General features: G+C 49.7%; 22 protein-coding genes. 13 read left to right on the top strand and 9 right to left on the bottom strand.

Features of this window, described 5'->3' with window-relative positions:
• Window positions 1-4: 4 nt before the first annotated feature.
• The gene (locus BN3003_RS14260) at window positions 5-1,720 is read right to left on the bottom strand and encodes a PHA/PHB synthase family protein (protein WP_234333090.1); all 1,716 of its coding nucleotides are present in this window, start codon (window positions 1,718-1,720) and stop codon (window positions 5-7) included.
• Between the two features lie 223 nt (window positions 1,721-1,943).
• Here BN3003_RS14260 and BN3003_RS14255 point away from each other — a divergent pair, with 223 nt between their 5' ends.
• Window positions 1,944-2,585, top strand: coding sequence for a CoA pyrophosphatase (locus BN3003_RS14255; protein WP_058357314.1), 642 nt, complete (start codon window positions 1,944-1,946; stop codon window positions 2,583-2,585).
• On the top strand, window positions 2,569-3,261 hold the full coding sequence (locus BN3003_RS14250) for an energy-coupling factor ABC transporter permease (RefSeq protein ID WP_058357313.1): 693 nt from the start codon (window positions 2,569-2,571) through the stop codon (window positions 3,259-3,261). Before BN3003_RS14255 ends, BN3003_RS14250 begins: the two co-directional genes overlap by 17 nt.
• Window positions 3,262-3,352: 91 nt before the next feature.
• Here BN3003_RS14250 and mscL read toward each other — a convergent pair whose 3' ends face one another.
• Together mscL and fabI are read right to left on the bottom strand one after the other, a co-directional pair.
• Window positions 3,353-3,838, bottom strand: a complete 486-nt coding sequence (mscL, locus tag BN3003_RS14245; RefSeq protein WP_058357312.1) for a large-conductance mechanosensitive channel protein MscL — start codon at window positions 3,836-3,838, stop codon at window positions 3,353-3,355.
• Between the two features lie 38 nt (window positions 3,839-3,876).
• Window positions 3,877-4,668 (bottom strand): enoyl-ACP reductase FabI, encoded by a 792-nt coding sequence (gene fabI, locus BN3003_RS14240; protein ID WP_058357311.1) that lies wholly within the window; start codon window positions 4,666-4,668, stop codon window positions 3,877-3,879.
• Between the two features lie 306 nt (window positions 4,669-4,974).
• Here fabI and BN3003_RS14235 point away from each other — a divergent pair, with 306 nt between their 5' ends.
• From BN3003_RS14235 to BN3003_RS14225, 3 genes are all read left to right on the top strand, one after another.
• A complete protein-coding gene (locus BN3003_RS14235; RefSeq protein ID WP_108721544.1) occupies window positions 4,975-6,804 on the top strand; it encodes an extracellular solute-binding protein in 1,830 nt (609 codons plus the stop codon).
• Window positions 6,805-6,920: 116 nt separating this feature from the next.
• On the top strand, window positions 6,921-7,853 hold the full coding sequence (gene cysK / locus BN3003_RS14230; RefSeq protein ID WP_058357310.1) for a cysteine synthase A: 933 nt from the start codon (window positions 6,921-6,923) through the stop codon (window positions 7,851-7,853).
• Window positions 7,854-7,971: 118 nt separating this feature from the next.
• Window positions 7,972-8,427, top strand: coding sequence for a prokaryotic membrane lipolipid attachment site family protein (locus BN3003_RS14225; protein ID WP_234333089.1), 456 nt, complete (start codon window positions 7,972-7,974; stop codon window positions 8,425-8,427).
• Between the two features lie 115 nt (window positions 8,428-8,542).
• Here the strand turns inward: BN3003_RS14225 and BN3003_RS14220 are convergent, their stop codons facing one another.
• On the bottom strand, window positions 8,543-8,911 hold the full coding sequence (locus BN3003_RS14220; protein ID WP_058357308.1) for a YkvA family protein: 369 nt from the start codon (window positions 8,909-8,911) through the stop codon (window positions 8,543-8,545).
• Between the two features lie 35 nt (window positions 8,912-8,946).
• Window positions 8,947-10,236, bottom strand: coding sequence for a serine--tRNA ligase (gene serS, locus BN3003_RS14215; RefSeq protein WP_058357307.1), 1,290 nt, complete (start codon window positions 10,234-10,236; stop codon window positions 8,947-8,949).
• 178 nt (window positions 10,237-10,414) lie between these two features.
• On the opposite strand from serS, the gene BN3003_RS14210 reads away from it, so the two are divergent.
• The 5 genes from BN3003_RS14210 to BN3003_RS14190 all read left to right on the top strand — a co-directional run bounded on the left by BN3003_RS14210 (window position 10,415) and on the right by BN3003_RS14190 (window position 14,575).
• Complete coding sequence (locus tag BN3003_RS14210) at window positions 10,415-11,770, top strand: hypothetical protein (protein WP_058357306.1); 1,356 nt, start codon at window positions 10,415-10,417, stop codon at window positions 11,768-11,770.
• Window positions 11,771-11,845: 75 nt separating this feature from the next.
• Complete coding sequence (gene phoU / locus BN3003_RS14205) at window positions 11,846-12,553, top strand: phosphate signaling complex protein PhoU (RefSeq protein WP_058357305.1); 708 nt, start codon at window positions 11,846-11,848, stop codon at window positions 12,551-12,553.
• A 134-nt stretch (window positions 12,554-12,687) separates the two neighbouring features.
• Window positions 12,688-12,948 (top strand): DUF4031 domain-containing protein, encoded by a 261-nt coding sequence (locus BN3003_RS14200; RefSeq protein ID WP_058357304.1) that lies wholly within the window; start codon window positions 12,688-12,690, stop codon window positions 12,946-12,948.
• Between the two features lie 112 nt (window positions 12,949-13,060).
• Window positions 13,061-13,726 carry a DUF1345 domain-containing protein gene (locus BN3003_RS14195; RefSeq protein WP_058357303.1) on the top strand — a complete coding sequence of 222 codons (666 nt, stop codon included), beginning with the start codon at window positions 13,061-13,063 and terminating at the stop codon, window positions 13,724-13,726.
• Between the two features lie 186 nt (window positions 13,727-13,912).
• The gene (locus tag BN3003_RS14190; RefSeq protein WP_058357302.1) at window positions 13,913-14,575 is read left to right on the top strand and encodes a hypothetical protein; all 663 of its coding nucleotides are present in this window, start codon (window positions 13,913-13,915) and stop codon (window positions 14,573-14,575) included.
• A 415-nt stretch (window positions 14,576-14,990) separates the two neighbouring features.
• Here BN3003_RS14190 and BN3003_RS14185 read toward each other — a convergent pair whose 3' ends face one another.
• Window positions 14,991-16,574 (bottom strand): DEAD/DEAH box helicase, encoded by a 1,584-nt coding sequence (locus tag BN3003_RS14185; protein WP_058357301.1) that lies wholly within the window; start codon window positions 16,572-16,574, stop codon window positions 14,991-14,993.
• Window positions 16,575-16,908: 334 nt separating this feature from the next.
• On the opposite strand from BN3003_RS14185, the gene BN3003_RS14180 reads away from it, so the two are divergent.
• Together BN3003_RS14180 and murI are read left to right on the top strand one after the other, a co-directional pair.
• Window positions 16,909-17,859, top strand: a complete 951-nt coding sequence (locus BN3003_RS14180; protein WP_058357300.1) for a class I SAM-dependent methyltransferase — start codon at window positions 16,909-16,911, stop codon at window positions 17,857-17,859.
• Between the two features lie 45 nt (window positions 17,860-17,904).
• Window positions 17,905-18,684: a glutamate racemase gene (gene murI, locus BN3003_RS14175; protein ID WP_058357299.1), complete on the top strand. Its 780-nt coding sequence runs from the start codon at window positions 17,905-17,907 to the stop codon at window positions 18,682-18,684.
• Between the two features lie 109 nt (window positions 18,685-18,793).
• Here murI and BN3003_RS14170 read toward each other — a convergent pair whose 3' ends face one another.
• Window positions 18,794-18,994 (bottom strand): heavy-metal-associated domain-containing protein, encoded by a 201-nt coding sequence (locus BN3003_RS14170; protein WP_234333088.1) that lies wholly within the window; start codon window positions 18,992-18,994, stop codon window positions 18,794-18,796.
• A gap of 221 nt (window positions 18,995-19,215) precedes the next feature.
• Here BN3003_RS14170 and BN3003_RS14165 point away from each other — a divergent pair, with 221 nt between their 5' ends.
• Window positions 19,216-21,684 carry a heavy metal translocating P-type ATPase gene (locus BN3003_RS14165; RefSeq protein WP_058357297.1) on the top strand — a complete coding sequence of 823 codons (2,469 nt, stop codon included), beginning with the start codon at window positions 19,216-19,218 and terminating at the stop codon, window positions 21,682-21,684.
• Between the two features lie 59 nt (window positions 21,685-21,743).
• Here BN3003_RS14165 and BN3003_RS14160 read toward each other — a convergent pair whose 3' ends face one another.
• The gene (locus BN3003_RS14160; protein ID WP_058357296.1) at window positions 21,744-22,706 is read right to left on the bottom strand and encodes a hypothetical protein; all 963 of its coding nucleotides are present in this window, start codon (window positions 22,704-22,706) and stop codon (window positions 21,744-21,746) included.
• A 184-nt stretch (window positions 22,707-22,890) separates the two neighbouring features.
• Window positions 22,891-23,190, bottom strand: a complete 300-nt coding sequence (locus tag BN3003_RS14155) for a PepSY domain-containing protein (protein WP_058357295.1) — start codon at window positions 23,188-23,190, stop codon at window positions 22,891-22,893.
• Window positions 23,191-23,283: the final 93 nt, after the last annotated feature.

The raw sequence follows: 23,283 nt of genomic DNA, 5'->3' as shown, positions 1-23,283 counted from the left end.
GGTATTAAACCAAGTGTGCTTTGACCACATTCATGGCTTGAGCGCGCACATATTCACCTGGTGCATTAGCTTGTGGCTTGTGCGATGAGTTGCCCAAGGTTTTAGGGGCATTCACCAAGTTACCAGAGCGGCTAGACAGCCATGTGTTCAAATCTTTCCACCAACTGCCTTTGTGATTTTCGGCAGTGGCACGCCATTCTTCAGCGCTTTTACCGGCGGTGTTGCCCGTCCAATAGCTGCGGCGGTCTTTGGATACCGGATTGATGGCACCGGCAATGTGGCCAGATTCGCCCAGTACAAAACGGCGCTCTTGCGCGTCGCCATACAAAGGCAAGCCACTGTAAACCGCCAACCAAGGAACGATGTGATCACCCTCAGCGGCAAAGAAGTATAACGGGATATCAATATTACGCAAGTCTATTGGCACACCGCACACGCTCATGCTGCCCGGTTTGGTTAAGGCATTGTTCAAATAGAATTGGCGTAAGAAGAAAGTGTGCATGGGCAAAGGCAGGTCTACTGAATCATTGTTCCAGTACAACAAATCAAACGAAGTCGGTGATTTGCCTTTTAAGTAATTGTTTTGCACATAATTCCACACCAAATCGTCTGGACGCAAAGCCGAGAATGTGGCCTGTAATTCCAAACCGCTGATGATGCCGCCTTGCGCCATTTTGCCTTCACGCATGCGCACCACGTCTTCAGACAGGAAGTATTTGATGTCGCCCGGTTCGGTATGGTCGGCCATAGACGTCATCAAGATGGCATTGTCTATGCGTTGTTCGCCACGTGCTTTGAGCACGCACAAAGCAGTCGATAAGATCAAGCCACCGATGCAGAAGCCCAAGGCATTGATGCTGTCTTGTTTGCTGATGCTACAGGCCGCATTGACCGCGCTGATGACGCCGCGTTCGACATAAGTGTCCCAAGTGAAGTGTTTGGTTTCATCGACGGCGCTGCGCCAAGACACCAAGAACACGTTATAGCCTTGTTCCACATAGTATTCGACCAAAGATTTTTGCGGACCCAAGTCCATCAAATAGTATTTGTTCACGCACGGTGGCACGATGAGCAAAGGTTTGGCATACACTTTGGCGGCAGTCGGCTTGTAATGTAGCAATTCAATCAATTCGTTTTTCAACACCACTTTGCCCGGTGTTGCGGCAATGTTTTCACCCATCACGAATTGGCTTTCGTCCGACATGGTGATGCGGCCTTTTTCCAAATCGCTTAAGTAGTTTTGCATGCCTTTGACCAAGCTTTGGCCTTGGGTTTGAAACGCTTCTTGCAAGGCTTCGGGATTGGTCATCAAGTAATTGTTGGGATTCATTGCCGACAAATACTGGCGCGTCATGAAGGCCATATTGTCTTGTTGTTCTGCACTTAAACGAGAATAGGCCGGATTACTTTGCAATTGGTTCTCAACGAAATCGCAGGTTTGCGCGTACATTTTCTGCACGTTTTGAAAGAATGGCAGATTTTGCCATTGTTCAGCAGCAGAAGGGATGTGATTATTCGGCAATGAGAACATCGATGCCAAATTTTTTTGCCACATCTCTGTTTGCTGAGTGAGCATTTGTTGCCAAACATTGTTGCTTTCATTGGCGGCGGTTTGTTTGGCGGCGTTGGCGCCAGGTTGCCAGGCGTTTAACCATAATTTTTGCCATTGTTCCATGGCTTCAGACATCTGTTTCGGATCAAAATTAAACGGCTGATTCACATAGTTCTCCTCAATATGGATTTGCTACTGTGTTACTCGAGATGTTAAACATTGCCAAACGATTGGCTTAATTAGGCTCTAATTAAGACTCTTAGGGAAGCGTATCATTAAATCAGCTCTAGTCAAAATGGTTTTTACGCAGCTGCTCGATTTTTATCGGACTCCTTGGCTTAAATTTTGCATTAAAAGGTATACTGAATGTTTTCCTGATGGATGTCTAGTGATGACAGACGCATTTTTTGATTGGACGCTGTGGCGGCGCTGTGTCAGCCAAGATTTGAGCGAGGTGTGTTACCCGAATTTACAGGCGCAATTGCCTTATTTGCAGCAATTGGGCACAGATCAATTCAGGCCGGCCGCAGTTATGGTATTAATAGAGCCTGGTAGCTTGGCACAAGTGGTGTTGACGGTGCGCTCGCCGCAATTGCACCAACATGCCGGTCAAGTGTCGTTCGCGGGTGGCAAAAAAGACGCTGCTGATGTTGATATTGTTGCCACGGCAGTGCGCGAAGCGCATGAGGAACTGGGTGTGCCCTTGGACAGCATTGAGGTCTTGGGACAAATGCCGCCGTTGCCTACGGTCAGTGCTTACAATGTGGTGCCGATCATTGGCTTGCTCAAACCACACACCAATATCGCCCCTTGTGCCGACGAGGTGGCGAAGGTATTTATGGTGCCATTGGCGCATTTGATGCAGCCCAAACGCTATGTGCAATACCCGATCATCCGCGATAAACAAGAATTTCACACGGTGAAATTCACCCATACCGAACACATTTGGGGCGCGACTGCGACCATTTTGCTGGCTTTGGCAGAGCGTTACCAAGCTTATGTGAAAGAACACAAACATGGTGTTGCTGGATAAAGACGTTCCTGTTGCCTTGGCGTATGCCGCGACCGCGCTACTTGCGGCATTGCTGGTCTGGGTTGGGCAGGAGCGCTTATTGTGGCGGCGGCTGTGGCAAGGGCGGAGTGTGGCTTTGCTGCTGTTGCTGCTGTTTTTATGGGGCTTGAGCATCAATGTCAGTCGCGGCGCCAGTGCCGGTTTGGGCTTGCATTTAATCGGCATGACTTTGGCCTGTTTGATGTTACAAGCGCGAACGGCACTGGGTGTGTTGTTATTGGTGTGCGTGGCTTTTTATGCGCCCAGTGCTTGGCATGGGCAACAGTGGTTGGTTTTGCCTGTCAATGTGTTGTTGGCGGTATTGCCAGCGTGGCTGGTGAATATGGCCTTGATGGCGCTGATGCGTCGGGTGTTGCCCAAGCATTTGTTTGTGTTCATCTTGGGAAATGGTTTTGTCACCGCGGGCGTGAGCATGGTGTTTACGGGACTGTGTTTGGCGAGTGCTTTGGCGCTTACAGGCCGCTTCAGTGCCTATGTGATACAGCAAGAGGTATTGCCGGTGTTTTTGTTGTTGATGTGGGGTGAGGGTTTCTTAACCGGTTTATTGGTGGCGGTGATGGTGGCGTTTAAACCGACATGGTTGGATGCTTACAGCGATGAGGTGTATTTGCCGCGGGCGCCTGAGAGGCGTTGGTAAGCGGCCTGTAAAACATGTATTTGGGTTAACGAGCATCACAGACAGACAAAAACCCGCTTAAAAGCGGGTTTTTGGGTTTGCTGTACCAATCTTAATGGCTGGTATCCAAAGTGGTGCCGTCCAATTGCGAAGTGCAATGTGGACAACGGTGCGCTTGCGCTGGAATGGCAGTGAAGCACATCGGGCAATCTTTGGTTTCTGGTGCTGCTTCTGGTGCAGGGGCTTTGTGCAATTTGTTCACGGTGCGCACCAACATAAAGATGGCAGTACCGACGATTAAAAACTGAATGATGGCATTGATGAACAAGCCATAGTTCAAAGTCACCGCACCAGCGGCTTTGGCAGCAGCAATGGTAGAGTAGTCACCGGCACCTTTGGCCCCGTCTTTTAACACGACGAACAAATTACTGAAATCCACACCGTTAAGCAATAAACCAATCGGAGGCATGATTACGTCATCTACCAGTGATTTGACGATGGTACCAAAAGCACCACCTATCACCACACCGACTGCCAAGTCGATGACGTTGCCACGCATTAAAAATTCACGTAATTCTGATCCAAATTTTCGTACCATGATGGGTAACTCCTACTTAGTGTGTAATGGGAAAGGTTCTATTGACCTTCTTCAACGCTCAGTGCATTGATGCTGTAGCCACCATCGACATAAGTAATTTCTCCGGTGACGCCAGACGCTAAATCCGATAGCAAGAAGGCTGCCACATTTCCGACTTCTTCAGTAGTCACATTGCGTCCCAATGGATTGTGGGAGGCAACATGGCCCAAAAGACGGCTGAAATTGGAGATACCAGAAGCTGCTAAGGTTTTGATTGGACCCGCAGAAATGGCGTTACAACGGATGCCATCTTTGCCCACTGCCGCAGCAGTAAAGCGCACTGAAGATTCCAAACTTGCCTTGGCCATGCCCATCAAATTGTAGTTAGGGATGGCACGCACAGCGCCCAAATACGTCAATGTCAGTAAAGCTGAGTTACGGCCTTTCATCATCGGACGGGCCGCTTTGGCCATCGCTGGGAAGCTGTATGCAGAAATGTCTTGTGCAGTATTGAAAGCTTCACGGCTTAAGCTGTCTAAAAAATCACCTTGTAATGCTTCTTTGGGAGCGAAGGCAATTGCGTGGACCAAACCATCCAGACCTTCCCAATGTTTGCCCAAATCAACAAACAATTGGTTGATTTCTTCGTCGCTGGCGACATCACAATGAAACACCAGTTCAGAATCAAATTCTGCGGCCAAATTGCGCACGCGGTCTTCCAGCTTGTCTACTGCAAATGTAAAGGCCAAATCTGCACCTTGCTCGCGACATGCTTTGGCTATGCCATAAGCAATCGAGCGGTCAGAAATCATGCCAGTAATTAGAATTTTTTTGCCTTGCAAAAATCCCATACAATTATCCTTATACGGTATCATGAGGTGAACAGCCGCGATTATAAGCCAATTGTGATTCTTGCACCAATTGTTGTCACAACAATATTTGATTTATTGTCATAAACTGCAAGATTTTGCTTGGGTGTTTGCCAGTAAATCAAGGCACTATTTCAGCGTGGCTTGTGGTGGATTACCATCGCTTAGTGCTGTATTCAGAATATTACAAACACATATTGGGGTCTGGTAAACGTGTTTACAGGCCGCTTGTGTGTGGTTTGATTAACTTAATAAGCGTTTGCTTACTTCAATAGGCAGCCTGAATTTATGCCCTTGCACCGCCTGCTTCAACCCGCTTATGTTTTGATGTCCGTGGCCGTATTGCCGCTGCTTTGGAGCCTGCCCGTACACGCCGATTATGGTTTGGCCATGGGCGCTCCGGCCAAATACGCCGATGGCAAACACGGTTTTGCCTATGCCAATCCCAATGCGCCCAAAGGGGGCAGCTTGGTGATGGGGGCTTTGGGTGACTTCAATACCTTGAATCCGTATTTGCTCAAAGGCGATAAATTGCCCGGCTTGGCTGAATTGGGCGACAATTTTGTGTTTGATACCTTAATGGTGGAAAGTTGGGACGAGCCGTTTGCCATGTATGGTTTGCTCGCCAGCGACATAGATTTGGCACCAGACAAGCTGTCGGTCACTTTTACCTTAAATCCGAAAGCGCGTTTTCAAAACGGCGATGCGGTGTTGGCAGAAGACGTGGTGTACACCTTTAATACCATTACCAAAGACGAGGCGGCGACACCTTTATACCGCTTTTACTATGCTGATGTGAAACGGGTGGTGGCACTGGATCAGCGACGGGTGCGTTTTGAGTTTGCCAAGCCCAATGCCGAATTGCACTTGATTTTGGGTCAAATTCAGATTTTTTCGCACAAAAGCTTTCCTTTGGGATTTGCCAAATCGGCCAATGTCTTGCCCATAGGCTCAGGGCCGTACCGTTTGGCACGGCATGAGTTTGGGCAATTGGTTGATTACCAGCGCCGTCCCGATTATTGGGCGCAAGACTTGCCGATACGCAAAGGTTTTTGGAATTTTGACCACATTCGCTTTAAAGTATATCGCGACCCAACGGCGTTTACCGAGGCCTTGAAAGCCGGCAAAATCGATTTGACTTATGAAAACTCGGCCAAAAACTGGGCGCGAGCCTATGCCAATCCAAGTTTGGCCAAACGCGGCTTGCAAATGCAGTCGTTTGCCCACAAAAACAATGCCGGCCTGCAAGGTTATGCCTTAAACACGCGCCGCGCACCACTGAATGATGTCAAATTCCGCCAAGCCTTGAGCCTGAGTTTTGATTTTGAAACCATCAACCAGCAAATTTTTTATGGTTTGTACAAGCGACCTTACAGCTATTTCACCAACAGCGAGTTGGCGGCCGACGGCCTGCCCAGTGCTGGTGAATTGAAGGTATTGGAGCCGCTGCGTGCACAATTGCCACCGCAGGTATTTAACAAGCCTGTGCCTATGCCGGCGAAAGTCAGCCCCCAATTGGGCGTGCGTCCTAATCTGTTGCAAGCGCGTTTAATGTTGTTACAGGCCGGTTATCGCTATCAGAACGGGCGTTTAATTGACAAACAAGGTCGGCCTGTAAACTTAGAATACCTGACCAATGGTAAAAGCCACGAGCGTGCGGCGGGCAAATGGCAGCGCGATTTGGCCAAATTGGGCATCACACTGAAAATTCGTTTGGTCGACAGCGCCATTTACCAAAAACGCTTGCAAGAGTTTGATTACGACATTATCACCCATGTGTATGCGCAAAGCCAAAGCCCCGGCAACGAGCAAATGGAAATGCACAGCTGCGCCTCGGCCAAAACGCCACCGTCGCGCAACGGCAATATGGTCGGTAGTTGTGAGCCTGCCATTGATGCGATTTTAAAGCGGTTTGAGCATTTTGAATCGCGCGAAGAGCTGATTGCAGTGTCGCGGTCTTTGGACAGGGTGCTCAGGCATCAATATTATGTGATACCGCAATGGTATAGCGATGAATGGCGCATGGTATATTGGAACAAGTTTGCCCAGCCCAAAACCTTGCCGCTGTATTATGGCCCGACCACATGGGCACTGATGACGTGGTGGCATGTGAACTAAAGCATGCAAACCAGGTATATGGATATAGTTTTATGTTCTTTGCCGTGGCAAGTGTAAGTGCGTCATAATGCCGCATACAGAATTTTAATCAACTTAAACGCATAGGATGATGATCAATGAAAATTGCAAACAACATAACCGAGTTGGTAGGCAACACCCCGCTGGTAAAATTAAACCGTGTGACTGAAGGTGCTGAAGCCACAGTATTGGCCAAATTGGAATTCTTCAATCCAGGTTCTAGCGTGAAAGACCGTATTGCGGTGGCGATGATAGATGCAGCGGAAAAAGCAGGCAAAATCAACAAAAATACCACCATTGTTGAGCCTACTTCTGGCAATACCGGTATTGGTTTGGCCATGGTGTGTGCGGCACGCGGTTACAAATTGATCATCACCATGCCTGAAACCATGAGCCGCGAACGCCGCATGTTGATGCGTGCTTATGGCGCGGAATTGGTATTGACCCCTGGCCCTGAAGGCATGGGCGGCGCGATTGCCAAAGCCAAAGAATTGGCCGAAGCCAATCCAGATTCATTCTTTATCCCACAACAATTTGAAAACCCAGCCAACCCAGAAGTGCACCGCAACACCACTGCCTTGGAAATCTGGAACGACACCGATGGTAAAGTAGACATCGTGGTGGCAGGTGTGGGCACAGGCGGCACCATCACCGGTATCGGCGAAGTCTTGAAAGCCAAAAACCCTAACATCCAAGTGGTGGCAGTAGAGCCAGCGGCATCGCCAGTATTGTCAGGCGGAGCCAAAGGCCCACATCCGATTCAAGGCATAGGCGCGGGTTTCGTACCATCGATTTTGAATACCGAAATCTACGACGAAATCGTGCAAGTACCAAGCGAAGCAGCGTTTGAAACCGCACGTGCCGTGGGTTCACAAGAAGGCGTATTGGTGGGTATTTCTTCAGGTGCGGCGGTTTGGGCTGCGGTGCAATTGGCGCGCCGTCCAGAAAACAAGGGCAAAAACATTGTGGTCATCATCCCATCTAACGGTGAACGCTACTTGTCTACGCCATTGTTCGAAAATTTGGCCTGATAAGTATTAAGAGTTAATACTTGTGAATTGCGGCGAAATGCGGTAAGTTTAGGGCAGTGACTTTTTGTGTTATATTGAGCAAATGAAAAAAATCCAAATTTTTTTGTCTGTATTGACAATGAGTGCTGCCTTAACTGCTTGTACCACGCCAAGTGATTTGTTTGGTTATGGTGGCGGTCGAGGAGTGAACGTAGAGAGCAGCAATCAAGTGAAGCCTTACCGCTTGTCTGCCAGCCACTGGGCCGATGTTGCCAATATCCGTAACCGTGCCAATGAATTGAGCATGCGTGTGGGCAAGGGCGAATTGACCAAGGTACAGGCGGCGCAATTGCTGAATGATTACCGCATCAAATTGGTTGGTCACAACAGTGTTGATGACAGTGTTTATGCCGTGTATCTGCGCGCCGCGACCCAAAGTCAAAGCGGGCAAATCAATACCGAGCAATCCAAACGCTTGATTCAAAATGCTTTGAGTGGTTGGAGCCAACGCTGGCCAAACATGAGCAGCAAACCTACCAATCCTGCATTCACCAATTTCTTGAACGAAGTCATGGGTGTGTCACCTTTGATGTAAGCAAACATGTTAAAAGCGGCCTGTAAATCATTTACAGGCCGCTTTTACTTGGATATTACCAATAAAAAACGCTTTCATACGAAAGCGTTTTCGTTGTTTGACCTCTGGTATTGGTTTAGCGCATGCGCTGCATCAATTTGGCCGTGGCCTCGGCGGCGCGAGCACGGATGTCGGCGGTCAAATAGATTTTCATCTGTTTGTACACCATCGCAATCACCGCCAAATCATCGCTAAAACCAAGTGGGCCTAAGATGTCGGGCACCAAATCCACTGGGCTGACAAAATACAGCAAAGCGCCCACGATGACCATCTTGCTGCGCATCGGCGTGTCCTGCGATTGCAGCATGAAATACAAGGCATACAATTGTTCCACCACCGGCCTGCCCAAGCGCAAAGCGTAGCGCGCCAACTTGCGTAAAAAGCCTTGATCATTGAAGTTTTGCACATCTTGTTCATCGGCTGCGATGGATTTAACGCGTTTCATGTTGGCTCCTTGGCTTTACAGGCCGCTTGTGGGAATTAAGCGCGCAACTCAGTGATGCCGTTCATCAAACCTTGCAACACGGTTGGCACTTTGATGGAGCCATCAGCTTGCTGATAGTTCTCCAATACCGCTACCAAAGTGCGACCAACGGCCAAACCCGAACCATTTAAGGTATGCACCAATTGGTTTTTGCCGTTTTCATCTTTGAAACGGGTTTTCATGCGGCGCGCTTGGAAGTCTTCGCAGTTTGAACAGCTGGAGATTTCACGGTAAGTGTTTTGTGCCGGCACCCAAACTTCCAAATCGTAGGTTTTGGCGGCGCTGAAGCCCATGTCGCCGGTGCACAAGGTAATCACGCGGTAAGGCAATTCCAAGGCTTGCAAAATCGCTTCGGCATGTCCGACCATTTCTTCCAAAGCGGCATAAGAGTGCTCAGGATGCACCACTTGCACCATTTCCACTTTGTCGAATTGGTGTTGGCGGATTAAGCCGCGGGTATCTTTGCCGTAAGAGCCGGCTTCAGAGCGGAAACAAGGCGAATGCGCGGTCATTTTGATTGGCAAATCGTCTGCTTTTAAAATGCTTTCGCGCACGGTATTGGTCAAGGTGATTTCAGAGGTGGAAATCAAATACTGTTTTTGCGCTTCCACTTCGGTGTCGCCAGATTGCACCGCATACATGTCTTCGGCAAATTTCGGCAATTGGCCAGTACCAAACAGGATTTCTGGATTGACGATGTAAGGGGTGTAATGCTCGGTATAACCATGTTTGATGGTGTGGGTATTGAGCATGAATTGCGCCAACGCACGGTGTAACAAGGCAATTTGGCCACGCATCACGGTGAAACGTGCGCCCGACAATTTGGCGCCGGTTTCAAAATCCAAACCCAAAGGTGCGCCCAAATCCACATGGTCTTTGACGTCAAAATCAAATGTGCGTGGGCTGCCCACTTTGCGCACTTCAACATTGTCGTTTTCATCGCGACCCACAGGCACGGATGCATTAGGCACGTTGGGCAGATGCAATAACAAATCATCCAATTGTTCTTGCACCACTTTGTAAGCCTCTTCGGCTTGTTTCAATTCTTCACCCAAATTGCCCACTTCGGCCATGATGGCGCTGGCATCTTCGCCTTTGCTTTTGGCGATGCCGATTTGTTTGGACACTTGGTTGCGTTTGGCCTGTAATTCTTGGGTTTTGGTTTGCAAGGTTTTGCGTTGCTCATCCAATTGGGTGAATTGTTCTGCATCAAACGCGAAATTTCTGCTTTGCATGGCTTGTGTGACGCGCGGCAATTCATTGCGCAACACTTGAATATCTAACATGGTTTTAACCCATACAATAAAAACAATCATTGTAGCGGTGTATGCGCTATTTGTCAGGTAGACTCTGCGGATAAATTAGCGTGTAACTGGCTGCTACGCTGCCACGGAATGATGCTAGAATACAAAACAAGTGTTTTAAATGGCTATTTTGACTGCATATCCAAAGGATAAAAAAACCATGCAACCGAATAAAAATTTGGTCTTTTATTTAGCTGGTGACGACGAAGAAGTCAGCGCTGCGTCCAAACCTCAACATGCGGCACCTGTGCGAGTGGAGGTGAGCGAAGCAGCACAGGCGGCGGCGCTCAAAAGCGAGAGCGAAGGTCAGGTGGCGGTATTGAATGATCATGAGGCCGGTCAAGACTTGAACAATGATGACGCTGAGGGGATAGATTGGATTGCCACATTGGAAACCATACGCCACCAACGCCGTGCCGAACCCGATGACAACACGGCAGAATCAGAGCACAAAGCGTTTGCCAAGCAAGACGTACAGGCCGGTGTGCTCAAAGTGACGTCGATGAAGACCACCGAATTGTACCAACCTGCCGCCACGGCTTTGGCAGCAGGCAAAGATTTGGACCGCTTGAGTTTCAGCTTGAAAGAGGCGCAGCGTTTGGTCAAAAACACACCTGCGACCGAATACCACACCCCGAAAGCGACAGCAGCGCCGGTGTGGAGCATGGAAGACTTGGAAGCGCAAATCCAGTCTTTGGGCGGGGAACACCATGCTGAAACAAGAATAGAAACCGCAGTGACCGATGTGTTGGCTGAAGAAGAAGTGTCTGCGCCAGAAATCGTGGTCACACCGCCTTTGGACGATTTAAAGGCCGCGGCCAAACAAGTGCCGTTTGACGAATTTGCGGTGGTGGCGAGCATGGTCAGCAGCGAGCCCAGCCAAGAATTGATCGACAAAGCCAATGAAGTGGCCGAAAAAACCGCTTTAAGCTTGGAAGAGCGCCACAAAATCTTGGATGGCTTCTTGTCTTTGTGGCAACACAAGCGCGAACCCGATATTTTGGACAGCGCCGACCGCAAAGTGATGTTCAAAGAAGAGTGGCAAGCGCACAACAACGAGGTATTGCAAAGTGCCGCGCCCAATGTCGATGCAGCCGATCAGGTATTGTGGTTGAAAACCCAAGCCGAGGTTGGGAGCGATGCCGACACGACAAGCGATGTGTTAGAAGCAGTTATTCCCGATATTGCGGTGACGGAGGCACAACCTGAAGCCGCCACCGACCGCAATATGTACGCACCTGTGCATGTGCAGATAGTGACACCTGATATTGACGCGACTGAGCGCTTGAGTGTGGTCAGCGAGCAAGAATTGTTGAACCAATTGGCGACGAAATTAAAACCGTATTTTGTCGACATGTTGGCAGGTTTGGTGCGCAATGAGCTCAATCGCCAAACCACCGCCTTGGTGCAACGCTTGCAAGACAACATCAATGAAGAAATTCCGATGTTGGTCGACGATGTGTTACAAGAGAATTTGTTGAATGTCTTGCGTGACATAAAACAGTCACACCATTGATCAACCACTGTCACATGAATGTCATCTAGTGTTGTTATGCTTGTGGCCTATGTTACGAACTAGGATATCCTGATAATGGCTGAACACATTTCTTCACAGTTTAACCAAGAGTTGGAAACCGTCCGCACCATGGTCATGAAAATGGGCGGTTTGGTTGAGCAGCAATTACGAAACGTCATCAAAGGTTTGGAAGACACCAACAGTGGCTTGTTGCAAGAAGTGGTGGCGGCCGATCGCACTGTGAACGAGATGGAGGTGAGCATCGATGATCAGTGTCAATTGATCATCGCGCGCCGCCAACCCGCCGCAGGGGATTTGCGTTTGGTGTTGACGGTGACACGCATCATCACTGACTTGGAGCGCATCGGTGATGAGGTCAAAAAAATCGCCTTGTATGGCAGCAGCTTGATTACCAAAAATGGCGCGCTGCCACACCAATTCCACGATTTAAACCGCTTGGCGCAGCGCTCTTTGAGCATGATACACACGGCGCTGGACGCGTTTGCGCGTTTGGATGCCACGGTGGTGGTGCAGTTGAACAAAGAAGACGATTTGCTCGACCATGAGTACGACAATTTGTTGCGCCAACAAATCACTTACATGATGGAAGATCCGCGCACCATTCGCACCAGTTTGGACACGCTGTTTATGTTCAAGGCGATAGAACGCATTGGCGACCATGCTTTGAATGTGTCTGAGCATGTAGTGTATTTGGCCAAAGGCATAGACATTCGCCATTCGCCTATGGAACAAGTGAAAAAAGTATCGGGTGTGAGCGAATAATACGCTTGATTTACAACACTTAATCAAATGAAAAGCGGCCTGTAAACAGTTTTACAGGCCGCTTTGTTGTGCTTGTAAACCAGCATGCGCTTGTGTCATGATGCAACATCACAGACAACACAAAGGTGCATGCCATGGCCGTATGGGTAGACGATATGCGCATAGCCAAACACGGCAAATTGTGGTGCCATTTGGTCGCCGACAGTTGGGAAGAAATGCACGCCTTTGCCTTGCAGACCTTGCAATTGGAGCAACGCCGCTTTCACCGCAAAGCCAAATTGCCACATTACGATGTGACGGTTTATGAGCGTGAATTGGCCTTGCAATTGGGCGCAGTGGCGGCACATCACAGGCAAATTGTGGTGTGCGCGCGCAAATTATTGGCCAGTGTCTGAACCACTATATTCAACACTGATTCGTTCAATCAATAAGATTAAGCGGCCTGTAAGCATTTACAGGCCGCTTAATCTTGCTACAGTGGGTGACAAATAAAGAGGAGCAAGCACTATGCTGGGATACCGACATTGGCGTAATGCCATCGTGCACCGACCGTATTTTTTCATCAGCTTGCTGCTGACGGCAGTGTTGTTCGTGCTATTGGCGCTGGCCACCGATTGGCAAGGCAGCACACGTTTGCTGTTGGCTTGGAATGTGTCGGTGTGGCTGTATTTGCTGTTTACCTTGCCGAAGTTGTGGCACACCAGCAGCAGCCATATTTTGCGGCGGGCGCAAGAACAAGATTTGGGCAAGTGGATCATCTTGGCTTTGGTGGTGTTGAGCCTGTTGATGTGTGTGGTGGCCATCGTGGTGGAATTGGCGCACATGCCGAATAATGCCGAGCTGAAGCTTGGCCATTTGGCTTTGGCGGTGTTGACCGTCATCAGCGCGTGGTTCTTTATCCACACCATTTTTGCAATACATTACGCGCACGATTTTTATCTGGCTAGGCATGCAGGCAGCAGCGGCGGCTTGGACTTTCCGAGCACGCCCGAGCCCTTGTATCCGGATTTTATTTATTTCAGCTATGTCATCGGCACATCGGCACAAACCGCCGATGTCAGCATCAGCAGCCGCAATATGCGCGTCCTGAATTTGCTGCACATCATCTTGGCCTATGGTTTTAACACCACCATTTTGGCGATATGCATTAATGTGGCGGCCAGCTTTATTTAAAGCTGTTTGGGATGGCATACAGAAGTGGCCACGACCATATCCGAAATAGCTGAAAAGTTAAGCTCATCGTGGCTCAAATAACACATTGATATCAATCATAAATGGTATGTTTGTGGTTACCGATGTATTGCAGTGAGTTAATATTGGGTGATGCAACATGTTCTCAGTCACTATTGAAAGCCAGCCATGTTACGACTGATATGGGTATTGATGGGCTGCAGTATGCTACTTGCTTGTTCAAAGTCAGCATCAGAATCAGATTCTGCTGCGGCCTGCAGTGATTTAAGAAAAGTGCAATCCAAAGATGATTTGATACAGCAAATCTATGAGCACATGGATCATCAATGCTTGTATGAAAAAACGGGCCCCGAATTATCAAAAATTTGGGGTGTGGCTGTATTGAATAATAAATCAAAATACCGTCAATACAATCATGCTTCATCATATGAGCTGTGGAAAAATGCGCAATGTCATACTGAGCCTGAAGGTATGTTAGTGACCCTTAGTGACATAGGCAACAAAAATGAGCGTGGCTTCATTGATATCCAGCTTAGCAATTGCTATATAAAAAAATATGGGGGGTTTGATGCAGATACGCGCTGGCTCAGTCGATTGCCGCCTGCTCAAGTCATCGCCAGCAATAGGCATTTACCGGTACAAAAACCAAACGAGCCTTTATGGAGCTTGGAGGAAGAAGGGGCAGGCAAACCCTTCAAGCCCATGCATTACTATGTTTGGTATTCAAAAACAGGCACGGCCGCGATGTACATCGATACGTATATTTCAGCCCAAGTACCGATGATTTTAGTATGGGGGCAGATTGAGCCTGATAAGAAATATTTTGATTAAAGATACTGGCTTATCCCCCTGAGCATATGTGAAATACGCAGACAAAGTGAAACTTTGTTTGCGGTGAATGAAGTGGCTATCAGAAATATGGCTTGGTAAAGACAGTGATTAAAGTGACTGCATTAGAAGACTGTCTGATGCATTTAAGGAAACGTCAATTGCCAATATTTCGCCAGCCCTGATGAATGCCCATATTGTTTGCTTGCTGACGGTTTGCAGAGTGGTATTGCAAAAAGTTTTTGAATCTAATTAAACCCATGATGATGGCCGATAAAAATATGATGGTGATGCTGTGAAAATGGGAAACAGCCCCTTAATCTGAAGTCAGCATCATGTGTTTTCTGTGCATAAAAAAGCGGCCTGTAACTGTTTACAGGCCGCTTGTATGGGATAAAGCCTTAATTAATGGCTTGGATTAAGCTTGGCTGTTGCTGCGACGACGGTTGCCGCCTTGGCCTTGGCTTTTGCCGCCGTTACCGCCGAATGATTTGCGCGCGCCATTGCCGTTACCATTGCCGTAAGATTTGCGTGCGCCACCTTCGCTGCGGTTGCCGTCACGTGAACCGTAAGCACGACCGCCTTCGCTGCGAGCGCCATTGCCGCCGAATGATTTGCGTGCGCCTTCGTTGTTGCCACGGTATTCGCCGCGCTCAGTGCTGCGCTCTTCACGGTTGCCACGGTTGTCATCATTGCGGTTGCCATCGCGTGCGCCGTAAGAACGGCCACCTTCGCTGCGGTTGCCACGGTTGTCGTCACCTCGACCACCGAATGAACGACGACGATCGCCGTAACCACCGCTGTTGCCACCGCGACGGCCGTTGCCGCCATTGCGACCCGCACCACCTTTAGGTTTGCGACGGGTGGCTTCCAAGCCTTCGATTTCAGCTTCTGGCAATTGGCGTTTCAAGTAACGCTCAATTTTGCTGACTTTCATGTACTCTTTCACTTCCGCGAAAGTGATGGCAATGCCACTGCGACCGGCACGACCCGTACGGCCAATGCGGTGTACATAGTCTTCGGCTTGTTTAGGCAAGTCGTAGTTGATCACATGGGTGATGGTCGGAACGTCGATACCACGAGCAGCCACGTCGGTTGCCACCAAGATTTTGGTGCGGCCAGTACGCAAGTTGTTCAAGGTACGGTTACGCCAGCTTTGTGGCATGTCGCCATGCAAGCATTCTGCAGCGTAGCCTTTTTCGTACAATTGGTCGGCCAATTGTTCGGTAAATGCTTTGGTTGCCGTGAAAATCACACACTGGTCGATGTTGGCATCGCGCAAGATGTGGTCTAACAAACGGTCTTTGTGACGGAAGTCGTCAGAGTAAATCAATTGTTCTTCGATGCGGCTTTCTTCTTGCACGCGTTCGATTTCAATGCTTTGTGGCTCGTTGGTGATTTTGCGAGCAATGTTGCCCACGATGCCGTCCAAAGTGGCAGAGAACAACAAGGTTTGACGGTCGTCTGGGGTGGCGGCAACGATGGTTTCGATGTCGTCAACAAAACCCATGTCCAACATGCGGTCGGCTTCGTCTAAAATCAACATTTCCAAACGAGAAAAGTCGATGCGGCCTTGGCGCATGTGGTCCATCAAACGGCCTGGAGTGGCCACGATGATGTCAATAGGACGGTTCAAAGCGCGGGTTTGGTAACCGAATGAAGTGCCGCCTACCAAAGTCACGGTGCGCAACCATTTCATGTTTTCGCCGTAAATCTGCGCGTTTTTCTCGATTTGTTGTGCCAATTCGCGGGTAGGGGTCAATACCAATACGCGTGGGCCTTTGCCGGGTTTGTCGCTGCGAGCTTGTAATTTTTCCAACGCAGGCAACAAAAACGCTGCGGTTTTACCACTACCGGTTTGGGCTGACACCAACAAATCATGGCCTTCTAAAGCGGCTGGGATGGATTGCATTTGTACGGGTGTAGGAGAAACATAGCCTGCGTCGGTGATGGTTTTAACCAAAGTAGCGTTAAGTTTTAAATCTGCAAAAGTGATGGACATACCATTCCTGTAATGAAAACAGCAAACAACAAGCAATACGTGAGCTAGAAGCCCCTACCGCGTGGTATTTTGCCGAAAAGCCCTGTGGCTTTAGGTTACGAATGTCGGCGACAACCAATCGGTTGGGATTTTCAGCTTGCTCGAAAGTCTGATTTTTCAAAGAAAATCACGAGAGAAATAGCAGGCAGAGGTTGAAGACGACGGCTTCAAATTGAAAGTAGTCGACCATAGTAATGCAATTTATTGTTTCATGCAAGTATTAATGCATATTTGCTGCGTATTGATGGAAAATTTCGGTACAATGTGCGTCTCACTGTTGTTAAATTGAAATCTCATGTCTGAAATCACCGCGTTTGCCAACCGCTTGGGCAAGAATGCCAAACATCTTATCAAATGGGCACGTCGCCAAAACATCGAAGCCTTTCGCTTATATGATAGGGACATTCCGCAATACCCATTGATCATCGATGTGTATGGTGACCACGTGCATTTGCAAGAATTTGATACCGGTTGGCTGATGCATGCGGATGAACACCAAGCATGGCTGAACGAAGCCATAGAGGCGATTTGTTTTGTCACCGGCTTTCGCCCTGAAGATGTGGCGGTAAAGGTGCGCAAACGCCAAAAAGGCGAAGAACAATACGAAAAAACCGGTCGCGATGGTGCTGACTTTACCGTACAGGAAAACGGCCGCTTGTTTTGGGTGAATCTGGACAAGTATTTGGACACGGGTTTGTTCCTAGACCACCGCAATACCCGCCAAGTGGTGGGTGAGATGGTTGCCGGCAAGCGTTTTTTGAATTTGTTTGCCTATACTGGCAGTTTTACCGTGTATGCGGCCACTGGCGGCGCCAGCAGCAGTGAGACTGTGGATTTGTCCAATACCTATTTGAATTGGGCCAAGCGCAATTTTGAATTGAACCAGATTGATGAAAACAAACATGCAATCGTGCGCCAAGACGTGTTCCAGTATTTGCAAGACGCGTTTTTTGAGCAAAAACAGTTTGATGTCATCGTGATGGACCCGCCGAGTTTCTCTAATAGCAAGAAAATGCTGGAAATCTTGGATGTGCAACGCGACCAACAGCGCTTGATTGATGGTGCGATGCGCTTGCTGTCGCCCACAGGCACGCTGTTTTTCTCCAATAATTTGCGCAGTTTTGAATTGGATGAGGCCGTGTCGGCGCGCTATGCGGTGAAAGATGTGTCGAAACAATCGGTGCCTGAGGATTTTCGCAACAAAAAAATCCACCAATGTTGGCGCTTTACCCACAAGAGCGCATAATAAGCGGCCTGTAAACACCTTATAACCTAAGTTTAATCGCTGCACATGAACAACCAACATCCCATCGGCTTATTTGATTCTGGCGTCGGCGGTACTTCGATTTGGCATGAAGTACACCGCTTGCTGCCGCATGAAAACACGGTGTATTTTGCCGACAGTCACAACGCGCCTTATGGCGACAAAAGCCAAGATGAAATCATCGCCTTATCCAAACAAAAAGTGGAATTTTTGCTGGAAAAAAATGCCAAGGTAATCGTGGTGGCGTGCAATACCGCCACCACCAATGCGATGAAGGTGTTGCGCCATGATTATGCGGTGCCGTTTGTCGGCTTGGAGCCGGCCATCAAACCAGCAGCAGCCTTGACCAAAACTGGTCACATCGGCGTGCTCGCGACCAAACGCACCATTATTTCCGAGCAATACCAACACGCGGCCGTGTCTTACGACAATGTGGTGGTGCACAGCCAAATCGGTTACGACTTGGTCAGTCTTATTGAAGCGGGCAACATCAATACACCGGAAATGGATGCCTTGTTGCGCCAGTATTTGAATCCCATGTTGGCGCAAAACATCGACCAATTGGTGCTCGGTTGCACCCATTACCCGTATTTGAAGGCCAATTTGCAGCGCTTATTGCCTGAGAGCATTACCATCATTGATTCGGGCGTGGCGGTGGCGCGGCAGACCAAACACATTTTAGAAGCGCATGGCTTGTTGAATGACACGGGTAAACTCGGGCAAAACGAGTTTTACACCAATGGCGATTTGGCGGTGTTGCAAAGCTTTGTGCCGGATCAAACCCATGTTTACCACCAAGATGTGTGATTAGAACACATAGCTATACACATAACAGCGCCCACAGAATCATATTGTGGGCGCTGTTTTTTGTTTACAGGCCGCATAGATATGCATAAGCGGCCTGTAAATATATGGTTTAAGCCTGTTGTTGCGGCGGGAAATCGGCGGCGCTTAAGGCCGCGGTAATGTCGGCAGCGGCAGCACTGCTGTCTACACTGACCCATTTGCTTTCCAAGTCCACTTCGACTTTGGCATTGGCATCGACTTTTTGGATGGCACGGGTCACGCCACGGGCGCAGCCGCCACAAGTCATGTTGGGGATATTGAATTTCATCATCTGGCCTTTCTTAAAATGGTTATCAAGATGGCGACAGTATGAAGCTTCCCACCGTGGTAAGGTCAAGCGGCTTAGATACCGCGATGAAAATGACCTTGATTGAAGTGTTAAACGCCAGACTAAACGTTTATCACAACAGCATGACTGTTGTGGCTTGACCTTTCCATCATGGTAAGGTTTACACTGAGCGCATGCTTAATCAAGACACAAGGAGAACCCGCATGTCTGCCAACCCCAGCGCTGTGCCTGCTGAACCCAAAACCACCCAATTGACTTTGCCTGTCGAGGGCATGACGTGTGCTTCGTGTGTGGCGCGGGTAGAGCGCGTGTTGAAAAAAGTACCGGATGTGGTCGATGCCAGCGTGAATTTGGCCACCGAAAGCGCCGTGGTTCACATGACTGCGCCCAACCAAGCGGCCTTAATCAGCGCAATTGAAGACGCAGGCTATGCCGTGCCGATGAGCACGCAGACGTTTGGCATAGAAGGCATGACGTGTGCGTCGTGTGTGGCCAGAGTTGAGCGCGCCTTGCTGAAAGTGCCGAATGTGGTCAGTGCTTCGGTGAATTTGGCCACCGAACAAGCGACGGTCACTGGTTTAGCAACACCTGCCGCCTTGTTTGCCGCCGTCGAAGACGCAGGCTATGAGCCGCAAGCACTGGCAGCGGCCAGCAGCGCCAATGAGGCCTTATTGGAACGCAAGGCCGAAGAACAAGATGGTTTGAAACGCGATTTGGCCATCGCCGCGGTGTTGACTTTGCCCGTGTTTATATTAGAAATGGGCTCGCACATGTTCATGGGCTTTCACCATTGGATAGCTGCGACCATAGGCACGCACAACAGCTGGCTGATGCAATTTGTGTTGACCACGCTGGTGTTGTTATTCCCTGGGCGGCGTTTTTACAGCAAAGGTTTCCCGGCTTTGTTCAAAGGCGCGCCCGACATGAATTCCTTGGTGGCGGTGGGCAGCATGGCCGCGTATGCCTATTCGGTGGTGGCGACGTTTGCGCCGTGTTTACTGCCCGAGGGCACGGTGTTTGTGTATTTTGAGGCCGCTGCCGTGATTGTGACCTTGATTTTATTGGGGCGCTACTTGGAAGCGCGTGCCAAAGGTCGCACTTCGGAGGCGATACAGCGTTTGGTCGGCCTGCAAGCGAAGACTGCGCGCGTTGAACGGGATGGCGTGATGCTGGAATTGCCGATAGCCGAAGTGAGATTGGGCGATGTGTTGGAAGTGCGCCCAGGGGAGCGCATTGCGGTTGATGGCGTGGTCTTGAGTGGTCAGTCGTTTGTCGATGAGGCAATGATATCGGGCGAACCGGTGCCGGTAGAAAAACAAGAGGGTGCTATGGTCACGGGTGCCACCGTCAACCAAAACGGCAGCTTGCGCTATCAGGCCACTGCGGTGGGTGAAACCACAGTGTTGGCGCAAATCATCCGCATGGTCAGCGATGCCCAAGGCGGCAAATTGCCGATACAAACCGCGGTCGATAAGGTCACTTTGTGGTTTGTGCCAGCGGTGATGGCCTTGGCGGCATTGACGTTTGCGGCATGGTGGTTGTGGGGGCCTGAGCCACGTTTAACCTTTGCACTGGTGAACGCGGTGGCAGTGCTCATTATTGCTTGCCCATGTGCGATGGGTTTGGCCACGCCAACCTCGATTATGGTCGGTACTGGCCGCGGCGCAGAACTGGGGGTGTTGTTCCGTAAAGGTGAGGCTTTGCAGGGTTTGCAAGAGGTGAGCGTGGTGGCGGTGGACAAAACCGGCACTTTGACCGAGGGTAAACCCGAATTGACCGATTTGATATTGGCCGCTGGCTTTGAACGCGAGCACGTCTTGCCCTTAATCGCCGCCGCGGAAAACCGCTCTGAGCACCCGATAGCCCGTGCTATTGTTAACGCAGCCGAGTCAGAGGGCATGGCTTTGCCTGAACTGACGCAATTCCAATCCTTAACCGGTTTAGGCATAGCGGCGGAAACAGCCACCCACAACATCGCCGTTGGTGCCGACCGTTATATGCGCAGCTTGGGTTTGGATGTGAGCGTGTTCCAAGACGATGCTGAACGCTTGGCCGAGCAAGGCAAATCGCCGCTGTATGCCGCCATAGACGGTCGTTTGGCCGCCATCTTGGCGGTGGCCGACCCAATTAAAGCGTCCACCCCTGCGGCAATCCAAGCTTTACATAGCATGGGTTTGAAAGTGGTGATGATTTCGGGCGACAACCAGCGCACGGCCGAGGCAATAGCGCGCCAATTGCACATTGATGAAGTAGTGGCGGAAGTGATGCCAGACGGCAAGGTCGCAACCTTAAAAACCTTGCAGCAACAAGGCAAGGTGGCGTTTATCGGCGATGGCATCAACGATGCGCCAGCGCTGGCGCAAGCCGATGTGGGTTTGGCCGTGGGCACGGGCACTGACATTGCCATCGAAGCGGCCGATGTGGTGTTGATGTCGGGGCGTTTGACCGCGGTATCGGATGCCATCGCCTTATCGCGTGCCACCATTGCCAATATCCGTCAAAACCTGTTTTGGGCTTTTGCCTATAACGTGGCCTTGATACCGGTGGCGGCAGGGCTGTTATACCCGCACTTTGGCATCTTGTTGTCGCCGATGTTTGCCGCCGGCGCCATGGCCTTAAGCTCGGTGTTTGTGCTCAGCAATGCCTTAAGATTGCGCCGGTTTAAGCCTTAATCTTTCATGCACTCACCATGCGGCCTGTAAACGGTTTTTAGGGGTTTACAGGCCGCTTATTATGCTGTGTTAGGCGGTACATCGAGGTGTGGGCGCTGTAAGTGCCAATAATGCAGCAGGAATTTGTGCAAAATGCGTTCATTGCGAAATTGCCCGAATTGCTTGATGAGATAACCGGTATGGCCCATGGGGCAATAGCTGTGTTGGCTGTGCACCACCAGTTCGTAATGATTTTTGCCTAGCCGCCGTAAAGTGATGTCCACAACATCGTTCCACGCGATGTGGTAGCGATTGGGCACATGGTCTTCAAAGAACAGCCGTTGTTTGCGCAGGCTGCGCCACTCTAAACCGGTGGGATTGATGCTGGCAAAATCGTTGCCATCATCTTGCCATGTGATGCCGCTGCCATCGATGCGCAGCCATTCGCCGCCATGCTCGGCCACAAATTGGGTTTGCTTAATTTTCTCCACCCGCGCCCACCACACTGACAGTGTTAACAGCGCCAATATGGCATGTTGACCGAGCAAGCGCGCAGGAACGGCTGGCCAAGACTGTTGCAACTGCAGCAGTCCAATCAAATGGTAGGTGAACAAACCCGTCAACACCACGTTGTAAACCAGCATTTGCCACAGCGCTTGGTGGTTGATGATGGTGTAAGTGCCATTCACCTGCACATTCGCCAATACGCTTCGCTCCCAACGCTTATCACGCCACGATTCGAGCATACCGAGAGGAATGATTAACAGGATTGCCATCAGCAAGGCGTATTCAATTTGTTGACGGTTGAGTATGTGAAAATGCAGTTGCAGCAATATCAATAGGGTAGCGATAAGCGCAAAGCTTGAATGTTCCATTACGCGGCTGTGGCCGTAATACAGGATTTGCACACACAAAGCCGTTAAGGCCAGACGGCCGCAATACCATGCGCCATAGGTGACACACACCCATGCCAGCGCCGCGCTGACGAGCAGCAACAGCCAAGTCGGTGGGATAAAAAAGCGGCTAACGGCGGTGGTGTCCATATCAGTTTAGAGTTTTCATGCGGTAATGCACACTATGCCATATATGCGCTGCAGCAGGAAATTTGTATGATTATGAGAGGACTTGAGAGAACAAGGCGGCCTGTAAACGATTTTTAAGGGTTTACAGGCCGCCTGAAGTAGCAAGTATTTACGTTTGCATGGTTTTCAACCGTGTGTTGCAGCCTTATTGCGGTTGGTATTGCGGTTTGGCTGGCTTGCTTTTGCTGCCCATCAGCTTGCCGGTTTTCATGTCGTATTTGTTTTTGACAATTTTGCCGCTGGCCTTGTCTGTGCCTTTGATTTCATAACAACCATCGTCGATTTTGATTTGCTGTACTTGTATGCCGGCGGCGCTGGCTTTTTGGCTCATCGCTTGCACAGACAGCTGCTCGGCGGCAGGATAACGTGGGCAGTGCACGCCGGCGTAGGCATTGCTGGCCAACAAAACAGCGCTGCTGAGGCAGATAAGGGTGGCGAATTTCATAAGGTGTCCTTAGTTGTGGTTAAAATGTACCCACAGCATAAAGGCATCAACTTAAGCCAAACTTAAGCCGCGATGTTTTGAAGCAATGGCTGG

The sequence above is a fragment of the Vitreoscilla massiliensis genome (assembly GCF_001457815.1).
Classification (GTDB): domain Bacteria; phylum Pseudomonadota; class Gammaproteobacteria; order Burkholderiales; family Neisseriaceae; genus Vitreoscilla; species Vitreoscilla massiliensis.
Note: the sequence above shows the minus strand (reverse complement) of the source record. Positions and strands in the feature narration are given on the sequence as shown.